Here is a 15814-nt window from a genome sequence, read left to right as displayed (position 1 = left end):
CGGGCGCCGTGGCTGTGACGCCCCGCACGAGAGCCACGTCACGTCCTAAGGAAGGTAGTACGCGGGGGTCCCGTGATCCCGTGCCCCAGTGGCCCGCGGCAGGTCATTCCGGACATTTGCTATGCGGTGGGGTAGTACGTCACATCCTTGCGCTGCACTCGGAGCGCCCCTAACCATGGCTGTCGTTCCGGGGATCCCGGTGCCTGCCGGACAGCAGAGCAAGTTCGCTCGTCCGCCCAGCCGCCTCGCGGAGAGCAGCTCCGCTTCCGCCGCACCGCATTCGGTCGGCATCCCCACGTCGTCCCCAGAGGGAGAGTTACTCGCGTATGACCGCCCCCACGCAGAACACCACCAGCCGCATCGCCCGATTCCGCAAGCTGTCCGTCGCGGGCATCGCCACCGCGGGTGCCGCAGCAGCAGCGCTCACGCTGGCCCCGTCGCCCGCTCAGGCTGCCCCGGTACCGGCGAATGTCTCGGCGCTCCAGGTGTCAGCGGCGGACGCTCCTGCGGCGAAGAAGGCGAAGAAGCAGTACGCCGACAACCTCGACGGCTGGATCAAGGAAGCCCTGGACATCATGAAGGCCGAGGACATCCCCGGCACCTACGAGGGCCTGCACCGCAACATCATGCGTGAGTCCTCCGGCAACCCGAACGCCCAGAACAACTGGGACGTGAACGCGCAGAACGGCACGCCGTCGAAGGGCCTGCTCCAGGTCATCCAGCCGACCTTCGACGCCTACCACGTCGCCGGCACCCCGCATGACCTGACCGACCCGGTCGCCAACATCACGGCCGCGGCCAACTACGCGGCCGACAAGTACGGCTCCATCGACAACGTCGACTCCGCCTACTGATCCACCCTTCCCGGCCCGACGCGCGCCTCGCCATCCCTCCGCGCCGCACGACAGAAGCCGTCGTCACCGCCTGTCTCGTGAGCCCGCCACGGCGGCCCGTGCCGGGCGGGTGGAGGACTCGTACAGGGCGGTGCTCGGTGCGGGGTTGAGCGTCATACTCGGCGTCACGCAGCGAGTAGCGACGGCGGAGGGGCTACGGCATGGGCGGCGACGAGCTGGAACCGGTTGACGAGTTGTTCAGCCTGCGCACGGTGATCCTTGCCGAGCCGCGGCGGTCTCTTCTGCGGACCTACCACGGTCCCAAGATGCACCTCGCAGCCGAGGACGGCACGGTCCTGGCGCACCTCCATGAACGCGGCACCTTCGCCTATGCCCTCCGGGGCCTCGGGAACCGACACTTGCTGGGAGTCGACCTGGTCTCTCGAAGGGCACTCGCCCGGCCGCGCTTCCAATTGACCGACGCCGGGGGCCGGCCGATCGGCGAGGTCTACGCGCCTGGCCGTGTCAACCACACCCGACTGCTCGACATCCGCAGCGGGAATGACACGCTGCGCTTCACCCGTACCGCCCTGTTGGGGAAGACCTGGCTGGTGCGGGACCACATCGACTGCGAGGTCGGGCGGGTGACGGTCTCGAGCGTCCGCTCTCTCGACGGCCTGCAACAGTACAGAGTCGAATCGGACCGGTCGGCAGGGAGCGAACAGCGTCGTCTGATCGTGGCCGCGACCGTGTGTCTGCAGGTGATCCGGCGCTGGCTGGCCGCCCCCCAGGGCAGTCCCGCCTGATGTCCCGACAGGCATCAAGTAGTGCTGCCGAAAAGGCAGTTCAAAGCCGGGGACATGGGGCGACGTCCTCTGGCGCCGAAGCGCTGCGGGCACCCCGAAGGGCGGCCCGCAGCACTCGTCAGCCGCGTGTCATCGTGTCGGCCAGTGGGGCCATGTCGGAGCGTACGAGCACCAGTACTCGGGGCAGCCGACGCGGTAGGCCCGGGTGACGGTCTCCGTGACCGATGCGCCCGAGCGGTCCTCGGCGGTGACCTTGAGAGAGACCCAGCCGGTCTTCATCGCCGGTACGGTCACCCGCCGTTCGTCGCCCCGTCCGCCGACGCGCGCCACCTGCCACGTGGCGCCGTCGTCCGTGGAGTACTGCACCGACACCCGGTCCACGTCCGCACCGCCGCGCACACCCGCCTGACGCCCGATCTCCAGCCCGAACGTGAACTCCCGGTCCTCCGGCACCGAGTTGTCGCCGTCGAGCCCCGCCATGTCGTAGCGCGTGTCGAGGAGCGGCAGCGGGCTCTCGTCGGTGGTGTGCTCCGAGCGGAACCGCCAGACGTCCGTGACATGCGTACCAAGAGACCAGTCGGGATGGTCGCGGTGTGCCGTCGACGCCAGCTCGTACCACTGCCCTCGACGCGGCACGTCGAATGTGCCCTGCCCCGGCTGGTCGTTGCGTGCGACGACCCTGCCGGAGTCCTCGCGCAGCACCGTCTCACCCGACTCCAGATCCCTCGCGGGATCCGACCGGTGACCCGCTGCGTCCGAGAACATCGGCAGCGCGAGGCGCAGCTTGTCCCCGTCGCGCGTGGCCTGCGCCCGGCCGTCGGGTCCGGTCACCGAAAGAGACGGGTTGAACGGGCCGGTCAGCCAGTTGTCCTTGACCGTACGTCCCTCGCGGTAGACGGTCGGATTCGAGTACTGCACCCCGAGCGGGCCGTCGGCATCGATCGCGTACTCGAACGTGGCCGTCGTCCACGGGACGTCCGGTGTGTAGTACGCCGTCATCCGCTGCGGGGCACGGAACAACGTCGACTGCTGTGCCAGCCGCAGACCCTGGTGGGTCACCCAGCCGTAGATTCCCTTCGGGTCGTTCGGGTATCCGGTGGTGCGGAAGCTGTGCTCCACACCGGCCAGGTCACGGCGGCGGTCCTGCCAGTGCGCACCTGCGGGAACCCCGTCGTCGTGCTTGTGGAAGGTGAAGTAGGTGCGTTCGCCGTTGCGTTCGCCCTTGATCCGCAGCGTCACCTCTCCCTGGGCGAGCCGCTCGCGCAGGAGCGCCACGCCGAGCGCGTCGACGCCCAGCGGCGGGTCCGCCACGTCGAACGACGCGTAGCCGGACATCAGGATCGCCGCCGGCTTCTGCGCCTTGATCGCCGCGTAGCGCCGGTCCCGCTCCTCCCAGGGCACGGACCAGCCCGTCTCGAAGAGCACGATCCGATCCTTCAGCTCCAGGCCGGTGAGGTCCTCGCCGCTGCCTGCGTCGACGACCTGCTTCTCCAGGTCCCAGTCCATCCGACCCCAGGACACGAGCCGCACCGGCACGTCCACCGGGGCCGCGGCGCCGCCGACCGTCGTCGCGAGGACGTACGGCTGCTCCCAGGACGCGGCCGAGAAGTACGTCAGCCCGGGTATCCGGGCGCTGCCCACGGCGTACGACTTGTACGCACCGCCGAAGATCGGCGCGGCCAGCCCCGTCGTCGGCCGGTCGGCCCCGGTCGACGAGACGATTCCCGTCGCCGAGCCCTGCTCGTTGATCCGCATCTCCGGGTCGTCGATGCCCATGGTGACCGGCTTCGCCGCGGACATGTCGACCTTCAGCGTGCGGCCGCCGGTCAGGGAGACACGCTGTGCGACGGCGACCGAGGTCTCGGGAACGCTTGCCTCGCCGTGCGCGACGTACTCCCACACCCCGCCGAAGACCCGGTAGTCGCCGACCGGCACCCGGATCTCCTCGGGCTCCGTCGTGAGGCCGACGAGCTGCGACTCACCCGTCTTCTCGTTCTGCACCACGAGGTTCGTGTACGCCGCGTCGACGCCGGCCCGCTTCGCGGGGGGTTGGAGGGTGAGCGTGGCGCTCGGCCCCTCCGCGTCCACTCCGACGGGCGTGCGCGCCGTGCTGCCGTCGCTGCCCCGTGCGGTGATCCAGGCGCTGTGGGCGCCGGGGGAGACCCTGCTCATGTCGATCCGCACGGTCGTGGAGGCCGTACCGCCGGCCGGGACCGTGAGCTGCCGCGAAGTGAGCGCGACCGGAGCCTTCCCGCTCAGGGAGAGGCTGAGCCGGACGTCCTTGCCGCCGCTGTTACGGTACGTGACCGTGCGCGTCGGAGCGCCCGTGTAGGGCCAGGCCAGTTCGGCGGAGACCGCCGCGGGGCTCGCGGTGACCCGGGACGCGAGCGCGTCGGGCACGTTCACGCTGCCCGAGCCCTGCTCGTACACGCCCGCGCCGTCGACGGGGTCGGCCGTGGCGACCAGCGCCGCCTTGAGCTGCTGCGAACTCCAGTCAGGGTGCCGCTGCTTGAGGATGGCGGCCGCGCCGGAGACATGAGGCGTCGCCATCGACGTGCCACTGATCGTCGCGTAGAACTCGCTGCCCGCGGCGTCGTCGAGGGTCCCGGCCGCGCGGGCGGCGGTGATCGCGCTCCCCGCCGCCGCGATCTCGGGCTTGACGCCGCCGTCGACGACCGCGGGACCGCGGGAGGAGAACGAGGACATGGCGCCCTCCTTCGTCACCGACCCGACCGTCAGGGCGCTGGGCGCCGCTGCCGGGGAGCCGATCGTGCGCGCTGCGCCGTCGTTGCCTGCGGCGACGACGAACAGCGGCCCTTCGCCGGCCGACAGGGTCTCGACCGCCTGTGACAGCGGATCGCTGCCGTCGCTGGGCACACTGGAGCCGAGACTCATGGAGACGATGTCGGCGTCCTGGGCGGCCGCCCACTCCATCCCTTCGAGGATCCAGCTGATGTATCCGGAGCCGCCCCCGTCGAGGACCTTGCCGACGAGCAGGTCCGCCCCCGGCGCCACGCCCTTGTACCGGCCCTGCGAGGCGGCACCGCTGCCTGCGACGGTCGACGCGACGTGCGTGCCGTGGCCGTTGCGGTCGGCGACGCTCTCGTCCCAGGTGAAGTTCTGCTCAGCGGTGACCTTGTTCTTCAGGTCCGGGTGGGCAGGGTCGTAACCGGTGTCGAGCACCGCGACCTTCACGCCCTTGCCGTCGAGGCCCTTGCGCCATGCCTCGGGGGCGCCGGTCATGGCGACGGACCGGTCCAGGCTCGCCGCCACCTTGGCGTCGAGCCACAGCTTCCCTGATGCGGCGGTACGTGACGTGCCGCCGCCCGCACCCGCGAGGAAGCCGTGCCAGGCCGTCGCCGCCTCCGACTTGCGCACGGTACGGGCTGTCAGCCCGAGCGCCGGGTAGGTCTCCCGCTGGGCCGAGCCACGAAGGGCGGGCCCGCCTTGTGCCGTCGTGATGAGCGGGATGTCCGACCGGGCGGCATCGTCGTATCCCTGCGCGACGAGCACGGTGACGTCGAAGAGCTGCCGGTCCACACGCCCGTCCGCGATGGCCTGCGTGGCGATGACGTACTCGTGGTCGTCGACCCTGACCCGTGTGAACGCGATGTGCTCCCGGCCCCGGCCCGGACTCACCCCGCTGATCTGAATCCCGCTCCCGCTCCCGGTGAAACTGACCCGGTCCCCGCTCACCAGCGTGACGGTCCGCTGCCCGGGTACGGGGCCACCTGACACCCCTGCGATGGCGGGCCCCGGTCGGGCGGCCTCCGGCGCGGCGGCCGCGGGCAGCCCGGTGGCCAACAGCGTCACCGCGCCGGCCGCGGCGACGGCCGCGGTCCTTGATCTCGATCTCATCCGCTGTACCAACTCCCTGAAGGTGTCGCGAACTTCACAGGGAGCACACTGGAGCCAGGAGCCGCTGCTGTGACAGTGGATCGGAAGGGCGGAAGGCCGCCATGGCACAACACCGCCACACCCGGACGCCTCCGCACTCCACGCCCGCACCTCTGGATCGCGCGGCTCCGTCGGCCGGCCGGGAGCACCATCGTGTTCGGCTGCATCTGTGGTGTCCGGGAGTGCCGGCCGCTGCCCGCCCGGCTCGAGGTCACCGCCGAGGTCGTGACCTGCTCCGGCTTCCGGCAGCCATCACGGCCCCGAGTGAGGTGAACTGCCCCTCGTGCCCTACGACTTCACCCGCGAAACCTGCGAGCGGCCGGAGTGGAGGATCATCGACATCCTGCCGCACCGGGTCTGGCGGGTTGACGCCAGGCCGGTGATAGCCCGCGCTGGGGATATCCCCAGTCCGAACCTGGGGCGCGCCGGATCGCGCCGTGTTGAGGGGCGAACTTAGCGTTCAGTCATGACTTCGACCTTGCGGAAGCACCTCGTCATGGGAGCCGGTATCGCGATGCTGCTCGCCACCGGGGTGGCCAGTGTGGTGGCACCGTCCGCCGGTCCCTCCCCTGTGGAGCAGTTACGCCAGGACACCGAGGCGATACATGCCCTCGGCATCAGCGGCGTACAGGCCCGCGTGATCGGGCCTGACGGCCGGCAGTCGGTCGCCACCAGCGGCACCGCCGACCTGAAGACCGGCCGCCCCGTCTCCTCCGAGGGCTACTTCCGCATGGCCAGCACGTCAAAGACACTGGTCGCCACCGTGGTCCTCCAACTGGAAGCCGAGCGCAGGCTGTCCCTGGACGACACGGTCGACCATTGGCTGCCCGGAGTGGTGCGGGGCAACGGCAACGACGGCAGCCGGATCTCCATCCGCCAGCTGCTCCAGCACACCAGCGGCATTCATGACGACCTGCCCGGCTACACCACGCCGAAGGAGTACTACCAGCAGCGCCACACGGTCTACCGTCCCGAGCAGCTGCTCGACCGCGCCATGGCCCATGCGCCGGACTTCCCGCCCGGCGAGGGCTGGGCGTACTCGAACACCGGCTACGTCCTGCTCGGCATGATCATCCAGAAGGCCACCGGGCACCCCGCTCACCAGGAGATCGAAGACCGCATCCTGCGCCCGCTCGGCCTCAGCCAGACCCGGTGGATGGGCACGTCGCCCACCTTGCCCCTGCCGCATGCCCGGGCCTACCAGCTCTTCGGCCCTGGTTCCCGGGTGGACGTCACCGACCAGATCCCGGTGGACTACGAGAACCTTTCGTTCGTCACGACCACGCGGGACGAGAACCGCTTCCTCCGCGCGCTGCTCGGGGGCCGCCTGCTGCCGGCACGACAGCTGGCCAAGATGAAGCAGACCGTCCCCGTGAGCGCGGAAGTCCAGCAGCTGTGGCCCGGCGGCCGATACGGGCTCGGCATGGTCGAACGCCCCCTGAGCTGCGGAGAAACCTACTGGGGCCACGAGGGCGGGGACGGCGGTTACATCACTCTCAACGGTGCCACCGACGACGGCGGTCGAAGCGCCGTGGTCTCCATGTCCGAGGCGCGCGGCGACACCGCGGAGCACATCATGGACCAGGAGAACGCGGCCAGCGCGCTGATCGACCACGCACTGTGCGCCGGGAGCCCCAGCACCTCGTGACTTTCACGACGGCCGCCTGCTGAGCGCCTGCAACCTGCACCTGGATGCCTCGTGGGGCTACCAGGGGGTCGGCGGCGACCCCGCGACCGCCGCCCGCCTGCAGAAACTGCTGAACGCCGCCGGCCTCCCGAACCCAGAACGGGACCGAAGAGAGGTGCACAGCACCGCGCTGGGAATCGTCGAGGAGTTCTTCGGGCTCTCGCTGCCGAAAGGCGCCATCGTGAGCGGCGCCTGCCGGCCGTCCTGCTGGAACCGGCGTAGTCCACAACCAGGCCGGCAGGAGGACCCGATGGGTGTTCTCGCGTCTCGCATACATGCGCCTGGCGGCGCGGTCGGGCGTTCCTCACGAGCGCACCGGGCGGCGCGGTCGGGCGTTCCTTACGAGACGACGGCACCTTGATTGCCCGCGTGAGCCTCCTCCAGCCGGCTTCGTTCATCTGTGGGGACTGAGCCGGGGCTCCGCGTGCCGCGAGCCCTGCGGCGGCGGGCGGTCGTAACGTCGAACCCGTCACCGAGGAGGACTTCTGATGCGCAGCGTGACCTATTCGATGGGCGTCTCACTTGACGGCTACATCGTCGGGCCGGACGGCGGCTTCGACTGGACGGCGCCCGACGAGGAGGTCTTTCGCTTCTGGATCGACGAGATCCGGGATGTCGGCGTCCACCTGCTGGGACGACGGCTGTACGAGACGATGCTGTACTGGGAGACCGCCGACCAGGACCCAACGCTCGACGACTCGAACCGCGAGTGGACCTCGCTCTGGAAGCCGCTTCCGAAGGTGGTGTTCTCCACCACGCTGTCGGCGGTGCAGGGCAATGCCCGCCTGGTCTCCGGCGGCCTGGCGGAGGAGATCGAGCGGTTGCGGGCCGAGCCGGGGGAGGGCGACATCGCGATCGGCGGCGCGACCCTCGCCGCCGAGGCGGCCGCGTCGGGTCTGATCGACGAGTACCGGGTCGTGGTCTACCCGGTGTTGGTCGGCGGTGGCATCCCCTTCTTCCCCCGGCACGAGCGCCGGGTGGATCTCGAACTCGTCGAGACCCGCACCTTCAGCTCGAACGTCATCTACCTCCGCTACCGCGTGGCGCGCGAGGCCGCGTCCTAGAAAGCTGCCTACTCGGCATGTCGGCCTGGGGCGGCCAGGTCGGTTGATGGGGCTCGCCGACCACCGCCCATGCTCATCCGCCGGATCGGCCCCGCGGTCGTAGCGGCTCAGCGTTTCGTCCGAGACCTGCCGGATCGGCCGCGGAGCGGTTGTCCCGAGGGGATCATTCGGATGCCCTGAGGCGTCGCACTGCTTCGGGTGCGGTGTAGGTGGTCAGGCCTTCGGCGAGCTGCTTCTCCAGTGTCGCTGCGGACTGCTCGAAGTAGTCGGCGCGTACTCCCGCCTCTCGGGACGCCTGTGCCATGTTGCGTACGCTCGCCAGCACCACATCCAGTCCCTGGGTGAGCACCGGTTCGGCGTCCGAGTCGACGTCGGCGGCGAACGCGGGCATCGCCTGCGCCATGTTCGTCAGCCAGGGCACCGGGAGTTCCGTGAAACCGGCCGCGCTGCCCTCGCTGTGTGAGGTGGCCATCGCGACCGAGTGGAAGAAGCCGTCGAACATCACGCTCATCGCACTCAGCAGCGCCAGGTCGTACAGTGCGGCGATGCCCGCGTCGACGCCGAGGTACTTGGCGGCCCCCAGGGCCTTCAAGGTCTCCTCGTGCGCCTCGAAGTGCCGCTTCTGGCCGCTGTAGAGGACGAATGCCTGCGGGGTCGCGACCGTCGAGGGAAGCGCCATGATCCCGCCGTCCAGGTAGGACGCGCCATGGCCGGTCGCCCAGGCTTCCGCCTCCCGGGCCTGCGCCGGCGTTCCATTGGTGAGGTTGACCAGGGTCCTGCCGCGCAAGGAGCCCGCAGCGGGCCGGAGCACCGCGTCCGAGGCGGCGTAGTCCAGCAGGCAGACGAGTGTCAGCGGGCTGGCGAGGACTGCCTCCTCGACCGTCGCGGCACGCAACGCACCACGCGCCACCAGTTCATCGGCCTTGGCGGCGCTGCGGTTCCAGACGGTCGTGGGATGTCCCGCTGCTACCAGGGCGCCGGCCAGTGCCCGCCCCATCTCGCCGAGACCGATGACGGTGACTGCCGTGTTGTCCACAAGTGCTCCTCATTCATGTGCTTTGCGGCTGGATACGTCCTCCTCACCTTCAGGTCGATCTCGACTCTCCGACAAGTACGCACTAAAAAGTGCGTACTTACCTGCGGGTTCGTGTTGGAGGGCGGCTTCGCGAGACCACCCGCCGACGGATCTCTCCCGTGTGACGCGGGTTCGAGCCGGGGTGCGCACAGCGGCCGGGTGGAGCCCCTGAGCTTCATTGACAGATATTCCTGTCGCGATCACAGTTCGACAGGTATGCTTGTCGCATGAGTGATGTGGCTGGGATCCCGACTCCCGACAAGAGCGACGAGAACTTCTGGACCACCGTCCTGAACCTGGTGGAGCCCCCCTGGAACGAGCCCACCCAGGACGACGCGTTCGCCATGGACGAGCGAGTCCACGACGCCGTTCGCGCCCTGGCCGAACGGATTTCGACCCGTGCACTGGCCTACCGCGCGGCCGGCAAGTCCTTCGACCCCGGGCTGATGGCGGCGCCCGATGTCCAGCTGGCGCTCCTGCGGGCTCTGTACGAAGCCAAGGAGTCCGTCGACCGACTGGCGGAGAGCGCTGCGACCGTCGCCGGTCGCAGTGGAGCGAACTACGCCCAGCTCGGTGCCGCCTGGGGCGGCATCAAGCGTCAGTCCGCCCGCCTCAAGTGGCCCCACGCCGTGGTCAGGAAGTCCACCAGCGAGTCCATCCCGCTCCACTACGCAGGTGGTACCGCCGTGGTGCACCACGATGCCGACGCCGACGCCTGGTGGTACACCGCCACCGCCGCGGACCAGCAGGAGGCGGAGTCCGAGCCCGTCCACGGCACCTACGCCGAGGCCATCGCGGGAGCGACCGAGTTCCTCCTTGCCCACACCCTGCCCGGCCGGCACGCGCCCGCATGACCCTGCCGGCCTGGCCGCGATAGCCCGCACACCTGACCTGGCAAAGATCCGCTTGACTGCCCGCCGGTAGCCCCGAATCCACTGCCGTGAGTGTTCCGCGGCGAGCGACGATGGGGTGACCCGGCGGGCCTGGACCTGGTCGGGGTAGATGATGTCGTGCGACAACCGGCCGGGCCGGCCGCCCGCTGCCTGAGGCAGCGGGCGCGCGTGGGGTGAGGCTGAAGACCGCGTACCTGGACAGCGTGGGCAACGACCGGGCAGTGGTGAGCACGCGGAATGGCTGTCGTCCCTGGGCGGTGAGACTCGGCGTCTGGCACACGGTAATCACACACTCAGGGGGTTCAGGCCTGATGTGCTGCCGCCGGGGTTGCCGCTCGGCTATCGGCGTCACCCCGCGGAGTTGTCCGTTCGGCCAGATAGCGCGCTCGGTCATGTGACTGGGCGCTGCAGTTGTCCCGTCCAGCCGGCAACAGCACTCAGCTCCGTGGGAGTGGACTGCCATGCGTTGTGCGGCCCGTCGGTTAGGTCGCGGGGCCGAGGTCTCCCGCGAGGAGCGTTTGTACGATCTGGGGACGGTCCCAGAGGGCCAGGATCTCGTTGGCGAGGGCCACGACGGGCAGGTGCTCTTGATCACGCACCTTGATGGCTGCGGCTTTCAGGGTGCGCGGGACGGCTCCGGCGTCCAGGAGGACGCGCCATTCCTGCGCGCCGAGTTCCAGGAACTCCAGTCCGGTGAGCGCGGCGACCTCCAGGGGGTCGGACAGTGTGCCGGGCACGGCGGTGAGGGTGCGCAGGCGGGGCAGTCCCATGACAGGCGCGAGGCTGAACGGTGCGCCGTCCCAGGCGCCGATGGTCAGGACTTCCAGGGCGGGATGGGCGGCGGCCTGGATGGTGCCAAGGCATTCCGTGCCGACTCTGGCCACGGCCGGAAGGTTGTCTCCGCGGCGGTCACGGCTTTCTTCCCGCATCCGGCCCAGGACGAAGTCTGTGAGGGAATCGGCCACGAGCTCGGCACCGAGGCTCTGCTCGTGGTCGACCAGGATGACCTGCCCGAAGTGACCGGCGGGGCCGGGAGTCAGGTCGACGGCGAACTCGTCGCCGCCGTTGCTCCCGAAGCCGATCCAGCCCGGTGAGCCGGCCAGAGCCTGCACCGCTGAGTCGGGCCCGCTGCTGACCGCACGCTCTGCGCCGAGGCTCCAGCCCGGGTGACGTACCGCCCCGTCGACGCTGCGCAGGTGTTCCAGGCCGGAGAGCTCGCAGCCGACCGCCTCGCCGGCGCGCTCCGCCTCCTCGAAGTCGAAGTCGTCGCCCGAGTACACACGCGTCACGCGGTAGAGCACCTTGATCTCATCGGACAGCGTGACACCCAGGCGCGCTTCGGCGGCAGCGATCTCCTCTTCCGTCGCGCCGATGGCACCCGGCAGGCGCTCGCGCAGCGTCCGTTCCAGCAACTCCAGGTTCGCCGAAGGTGCCGGTGCCGCCTGGAACACGGGGTCGGGGAGGCGGAGCCAGGGCTCGGGAAGGACACCGTCGGCCAGGATGAGCACTCCCAGGTCCGGGTAGCCGACAGCCGGTTCCACGACAGGGGTCGGCCAGACGAGGCCGAGCGTGGCCCTTCCGCCTGGGTGGACCTCTGCCCTGAATGCGATCTCCTGGACTCCGCCGCGCGCGAGCGCCCGCTGTATGTCTTCCACCGAGGTCCGCGCTGTCGACGACATGGATCCCCGATGCGCAAGACTCGTGCCGTATTGGCTGATGCGCCCTGCGACACGCGCCGACCGGGCGGCATGCCGATCCCTGTCGTCGGCCAGCATGAGCCGCAGCACGGGCTCCCAGGTCGCGAAATCGGATATCGATGACAAGGGGGGTCTCTGATCAACCATGCGCAGACCGTACGCGGAGCCAATGACAGTGGAGGCGGCCGGGCTGCCGCTTGCCGACAGGCCACCCAAGACGCGAACGCCGCCCAACCAGGGGGTGTCTCTTTGGTCAGTTTCGGGGCCAGATCAGGATCGCGGCGAAGGCGGTGTGTCGCCCACCAGTCTGCGTTCCCCGAACGGAGAATCCGGTTGCCTGGACTGCCAGTCCGTCCGCAGACTCGCGATCATGATGTCTCACGCGCGTGGCCTGGCCCTCGAACGCTTCCGGTGGATCGGCGGCCACGCCGACGTCTGGCAGATCTTCCGCGACCCCAGGGGGCTCGCCGCGGTGGTCCGCGGCCTGGCCGGGCCGTTCAGGTATGACGGAGTCACAGCCGTCTGCGGCATCGAATCGCGAGGGTTCCTGCTCGGCGCGGCGGTGGCCGTCGAGCTCGGCGTCGGCTTCGTCGCAGTACGCAAGGGCGAGGGGATCTTCCCGGGGGAGAAGGCCACCCGGCGCAGCGACCCTGATTACCGGGGCACTCGCCAGGAGCTGCGTCTGCAGCGGGCGGCGGTGGGCCCCGGGGACCGGGTGCTGCTGGTCGACGACTGGATCGAGACGGGCAGCCAGGCGTCGGCCGTGCGGTCGATGGTCGAGGAATGCGGCGGGCAGTGGGCCGGCTGCTCCGTCATCGTTGACCAGACGACCCCGGCCCGACGGGCAAACCTGGCCGTCCGCAGCATCGTCACCGCCGCCGAACTTCCGGCTTGGGATGGGCAGTCCTAACACGTGTCTGCTTGGCCAGTTGGTCCGATGTGAGCTCGCCCCCTCAGTCACGGGTCATGCGACTGAGCACCCGAGTTGGGATCCCTGGCCAACTGTGGCGACCTGTTCAGCGGGGCCGCCTGAGCAGCGACCCGGCCAGGCGGCCGTACTCAGTGGCGCGTTGCGTTCCTTGAGCAAGGAGCTGGCCTGGAGCCGCTCTGCGCTGGAGTGCTACTTCGGCGAGGGCGCAGGCTTGACCTCCGTACTGGTCGACGGACTGCTCGGCCCGTACGTATCCCATGAGGGGATCCGTCTGATCGGCCGCGTTCCGTCGGAGCTTTCCGAGGACATGAAGGCGTACGCGATCCTTGCCGGCTGGGACCACGGCTCGTGTCGTTCGCGGCCTGCCGATCGTCCTAGGTACCCGGATCCGGGCTGTGACCTGCGTGAACGCGGGCGCATCTCCGGCTGCCCAGGAGCGACGACGAAGTAAGTGCCCTGCCGCTACGGTCTGCGGCCAGGCGGACCTTCGTCGTCGGGCCGCCGCGGGACCGCCGGAAGGCATGGTCGTCCGGCTCGCTGGCCCGAGGCCCCTTTGACGGGCTCCAGCCGCATGCTGATGGGCCCGCACAATCGAGGAGTCGACGGCCACGCCCCACTCCAGATCGCCCTCCGCGTCCGCCTAGGCGAGCAGAGTCGTGGAAACCCTCTCCCACGTTCCATCGGCAGCCCGGATCCGCAGCCGGTTGTGGACGCCCTTCTACGACCCGAACGGTTCGGCCAGATCCATCCACGGTGTCGCGGTTCGGTACGTGAACCTGATGGCGTGATCACCAGGCGGTGATCACGCCGCCGACCACCCCCGCCGAGGCGTCCGCCCGGCAACAACGGCTCGATGCGTGCCCACTGGGCGTCAGTAGACAACACACATCAACCAGTGAATCAGGTGATCCGCAGGAATCGGCCCAGCGGCATCGGCTGAAAGGCCGCAACCGTACCGAGGCCCGAGTCTCGCCCGCATTCCGGGTACTCGCTGCTTCAGCTCCCTGCCATCGGCTCGGCCTGGTGGTACCTCGGGTTGGCCCCCGGCCAGTGACGGTCGATGAACGGTGGGCGGTCGATCCGATCGAAGCAACGCAGGATGAAGTCGGTAAAGGTGCCGGCGGTCTCGAACCAGCCGCTGCAGTCGTCCTGGACGACGATGCGCCAGTCGTCGGGATCCGGTTCCAGAGGAAGGAAGTAGTAGGAGTTGCCCTGTTCGTCGGACCCCCACCAGATGAGGCCCCCCTCCTCCGGATGAAACGTCCAGGGGAACAGGTCCGGGTCCCTTTCCACCGGCCCCCGTGGCGGCCAGAGCCGCTCCGCTTCCTCCGCGCTGCCGTCCATCGGCCGGTCCAACCACAGGTATCCATCGATGGAGCCCGGCCCATAGAGATCGAGAAACGCCGTGTAGTCCGACGGCAGCGCCAGCCCCAGGTGCGCCTCCGACGCCTCCCACAACCCAGGCCGCGCCCACCCCCAGGTCTCCGGCTCTCCGAGAAGTTCCCTCAGCCGACTCAGACCCATCTGCCACGCCTCCCACCTCAAAGGATCCTGTACCAGGAGAACCCTGCCAGGCGGCACCGACAGGCATGACCCGCCGATTCCAGGGCGTTGACCGCCCTTCAACCTGCCGGGTGCGGCGGTGCGGAAGGCTGCACAGCGCGGGACCAGCGGACGGGGTGCCCGTCGGGGCCGTCGGTGAGCCAGGAACCGTCGCCCAGGGGCACCATCTCGTACGGGCTGGTCACCTCGACGGTGATCTCGCCGCTGAGCGTGCCCGTGCGTACGTCGACCAGGTGGTAGCGGAACCACTCCTCCTCGTCCTGACTCTCACCGCCCAGAGTGACGACGGCCGTGTCCTCGGTCAGGTAACCGCCGCTCCATTCCACGAAGGACTGCTCCGGGTCGTACCCAAAGGCCTCGACGGGGAGAGTGAAGAGCACGTCCCCGCTGGGGTGGTGGTGAAATGCCACGTCCCCTTGCCCGTGGTCGACGGTCATGAACTGCTGTCCGGACGGCGCCAGGTCGATCAGGCAGCGGTCCGACCACGGGTACGTCACGAACTCCGGCTCGCTGTCCGCCCCGGCCGTACCCCGGAGAATGACGGAGCCGTCCTGGCCCTCACCGATGTCGAGATAGACGCTGCCGTCCACGGGATGCACGTGGTGGCCGGCGCCGTGCCCGACCGTCTCCAGCTCCCGGCGGGCGAGAACCGCGCCGCTATCGGCGTCGTGCACGACCCACTGGTCTCCGCCCCCGCGTCCCGCCATCGCATCCGGCCGGTAGAGCCACAGCCTCCGGCCGTCCAGAGACAGCGCACAGCCAGGCCGGTGGCCATGGCGTACGTCAGAGCGCGGCTCGAAGTCCGAAGCCCACACCAGGTCGCCGGCGCGCGTGAGGCAGACGACACCGTTCAGCGTCGTGTAGACGACCCGCTCCAGATCGTGCCGTACCACGTCACCTCCACGACCTGGTCGCCGGCCCGCGGCTGGAACACCGCGGCGGGCTCCAGCGTCCCGCAGGCACCGGAGTCCACGACGTAGGCATGGATCCGCCCGTCGCGGAGGCGGGTGATGACTTTCGGTGGCGGCGCAGGAGTCATCCGCTGAGGCTAACGCCCAGTTCAGGCCCGCTGAGATCCGGGGAGGGTGTGCACGCCGAGCGATGTATGCATGCCAACTGCAACGCTCTGATCAGCCAACCATCGCGCTCAGCGGCCAACCGAATCGCTCAGTACAACCTTGCGAACCGCCGGCACAACCAGCCGCGCAGCCTTGCCCGCCCTTCGAGGCCGCGGCTTGCCCAGACAGCTGGCCGGCAGAACCGCCAGGAGACGGGTCCGGGAACAGCCCTTGGTGTCGATCAGGTCCGGGTCGTCGAGCATCTGCGACAGAAGCCTGATCGGCTCTACACACCTCATCGGTCACACGT

12 protein-coding genes are annotated in these 15814 nt (G+C 69.5%); 7 read left to right on the top strand and 5 right to left on the bottom strand.

What is annotated here, in order from left to right:
• Window positions 1-326: 326 nt before the first annotated feature.
• Together ACFVZW_RS07585 and ACFVZW_RS07580 are read left to right on the top strand one after the other, a co-directional pair.
• A complete protein-coding gene (locus ACFVZW_RS07585; protein ID WP_384518149.1) occupies window positions 327-854 on the top strand; it encodes a transglycosylase SLT domain-containing protein in 528 nt (175 codons plus the stop codon).
• A gap of 200 nt (window positions 855-1054) precedes the next feature.
• Window positions 1055-1639 (top strand): hypothetical protein, encoded by a 585-nt coding sequence (locus ACFVZW_RS07580; RefSeq protein ID WP_384518147.1) that lies wholly within the window; start codon window positions 1055-1057, stop codon window positions 1637-1639.
• A gap of 129 nt (window positions 1640-1768) precedes the next feature.
• Here the strand turns inward: ACFVZW_RS07580 and ACFVZW_RS07575 are convergent, their stop codons facing one another.
• A complete protein-coding gene (locus ACFVZW_RS07575) occupies window positions 1769-5497 on the bottom strand; it encodes a S8 family serine peptidase (RefSeq protein WP_384518144.1) in 3729 nt (1242 codons plus the stop codon).
• 505 nt (window positions 5498-6002) lie between these two features.
• Between ACFVZW_RS07575 and ACFVZW_RS07570 the strand changes: the two genes are divergently transcribed.
• A complete protein-coding gene (locus tag ACFVZW_RS07570; RefSeq protein WP_384518141.1) occupies window positions 6003-7184 on the top strand; it encodes a serine hydrolase domain-containing protein in 1182 nt (393 codons plus the stop codon).
• A gap of 527 nt (window positions 7185-7711) precedes the next feature.
• A complete protein-coding gene (locus ACFVZW_RS07565) occupies window positions 7712-8287 on the top strand; it encodes a dihydrofolate reductase family protein (protein ID WP_384518138.1) in 576 nt (191 codons plus the stop codon).
• Window positions 8288-8450: 163 nt separating this feature from the next.
• Here the strand turns inward: ACFVZW_RS07565 and ACFVZW_RS07560 are convergent, their stop codons facing one another.
• Window positions 8451-9323 carry an NAD(P)-dependent oxidoreductase gene (locus tag ACFVZW_RS07560; RefSeq protein ID WP_384518135.1) on the bottom strand — a complete coding sequence of 291 codons (873 nt, stop codon included), beginning with the start codon at window positions 9321-9323 and terminating at the stop codon, window positions 8451-8453.
• Between the two features lie 266 nt (window positions 9324-9589).
• Here ACFVZW_RS07560 and ACFVZW_RS07555 point away from each other — a divergent pair, with 266 nt between their 5' ends.
• Window positions 9590-10216: a hypothetical protein gene (locus ACFVZW_RS07555; protein WP_384518133.1), complete on the top strand. Its 627-nt coding sequence runs from the start codon at window positions 9590-9592 to the stop codon at window positions 10214-10216.
• A gap of 521 nt (window positions 10217-10737) precedes the next feature.
• Here ACFVZW_RS07555 and ACFVZW_RS07550 read toward each other — a convergent pair.
• Window positions 10738-11934, bottom strand: a complete 1197-nt coding sequence (locus tag ACFVZW_RS07550) for an SMI1/KNR4 family protein (RefSeq protein WP_384518131.1) — start codon at window positions 11932-11934, stop codon at window positions 10738-10740.
• 388 nt (window positions 11935-12322) lie between these two features.
• Here ACFVZW_RS07550 and ACFVZW_RS07545 point away from each other — a divergent pair, with 388 nt between their 5' ends.
• Together ACFVZW_RS07545 and ACFVZW_RS07540 are read left to right on the top strand one after the other, a co-directional pair.
• Window positions 12323-12862 (top strand): phosphoribosyltransferase family protein, encoded by a 540-nt coding sequence (locus ACFVZW_RS07545; protein ID WP_384518128.1) that lies wholly within the window; start codon window positions 12323-12325, stop codon window positions 12860-12862.
• A 169-nt stretch (window positions 12863-13031) separates the two neighbouring features.
• Window positions 13032-13334 (top strand): hypothetical protein, encoded by a 303-nt coding sequence (locus ACFVZW_RS07540; protein ID WP_384518125.1) that lies wholly within the window; start codon window positions 13032-13034, stop codon window positions 13332-13334.
• A 545-nt stretch (window positions 13335-13879) separates the two neighbouring features.
• Here ACFVZW_RS07540 and ACFVZW_RS07535 read toward each other — a convergent pair.
• A complete protein-coding gene (locus ACFVZW_RS07535; protein WP_384518122.1) occupies window positions 13880-14407 on the bottom strand; it encodes an SMI1/KNR4 family protein in 528 nt (175 codons plus the stop codon).
• Between the two features lie 98 nt (window positions 14408-14505).
• Window positions 14506-15339: a hypothetical protein gene (locus tag ACFVZW_RS07530; RefSeq protein WP_384518119.1), complete on the bottom strand. Its 834-nt coding sequence runs from the start codon at window positions 15337-15339 to the stop codon at window positions 14506-14508.
• Between the last annotated feature and the right edge of the window lie 475 nt (window positions 15340-15814).

This window comes from Streptomyces sp. NPDC059567 (genome assembly GCF_042735655.1).
Taxonomy (GTDB): Bacteria; Actinomycetota; Actinomycetes; order Streptomycetales; family Streptomycetaceae; genus Streptomyces.
The sequence above is the reverse complement of the archived record's forward strand: the minus strand, read 5'-3'. Positions and strand labels throughout refer to the sequence as shown.

Excerpts from the sequence above, each read along its gene's own strand:
- ACFVZW_RS07580 (WP_384518147.1), top strand. The coding sequence starts at position 1,055 with ATGGGCGGCGACGAGCTGGAACCGGTTGACGAGTTGTTCAGCCTGCGC.
- ACFVZW_RS07535 (WP_384518122.1), bottom strand. The coding sequence starts at position 14,407 with ATGGGTCTGAGTCGGCTGAGGGAACTTCTCGGAGAGCCGGAGACCTGG.
- ACFVZW_RS07575 (WP_384518144.1), bottom strand. The coding sequence starts at position 5,497 with ATGAGATCGAGATCAAGGACCGCGGCCGTCGCCGCGGCCGGCGCGGTG.
- ACFVZW_RS07545 (WP_384518128.1), top strand. The coding sequence starts at position 12,323 with ATGATGTCTCACGCGCGTGGCCTGGCCCTCGAACGCTTCCGGTGGATC.
- ACFVZW_RS07570 (WP_384518141.1), top strand. The coding sequence starts at position 6,003 with ATGACTTCGACCTTGCGGAAGCACCTCGTCATGGGAGCCGGTATCGCG.
- ACFVZW_RS07555 (WP_384518133.1), top strand. The coding sequence starts at position 9,590 with ATGAGTGATGTGGCTGGGATCCCGACTCCCGACAAGAGCGACGAGAAC.
- ACFVZW_RS07550 (WP_384518131.1), bottom strand. The coding sequence starts at position 11,934 with ATGTCGTCGACAGCGCGGACCTCGGTGGAAGACATACAGCGGGCGCTC.
- ACFVZW_RS07565 (WP_384518138.1), top strand. The coding sequence starts at position 7,712 with ATGCGCAGCGTGACCTATTCGATGGGCGTCTCACTTGACGGCTACATC.
- ACFVZW_RS07585 (WP_384518149.1), top strand. The coding sequence starts at position 327 with ATGACCGCCCCCACGCAGAACACCACCAGCCGCATCGCCCGATTCCGC.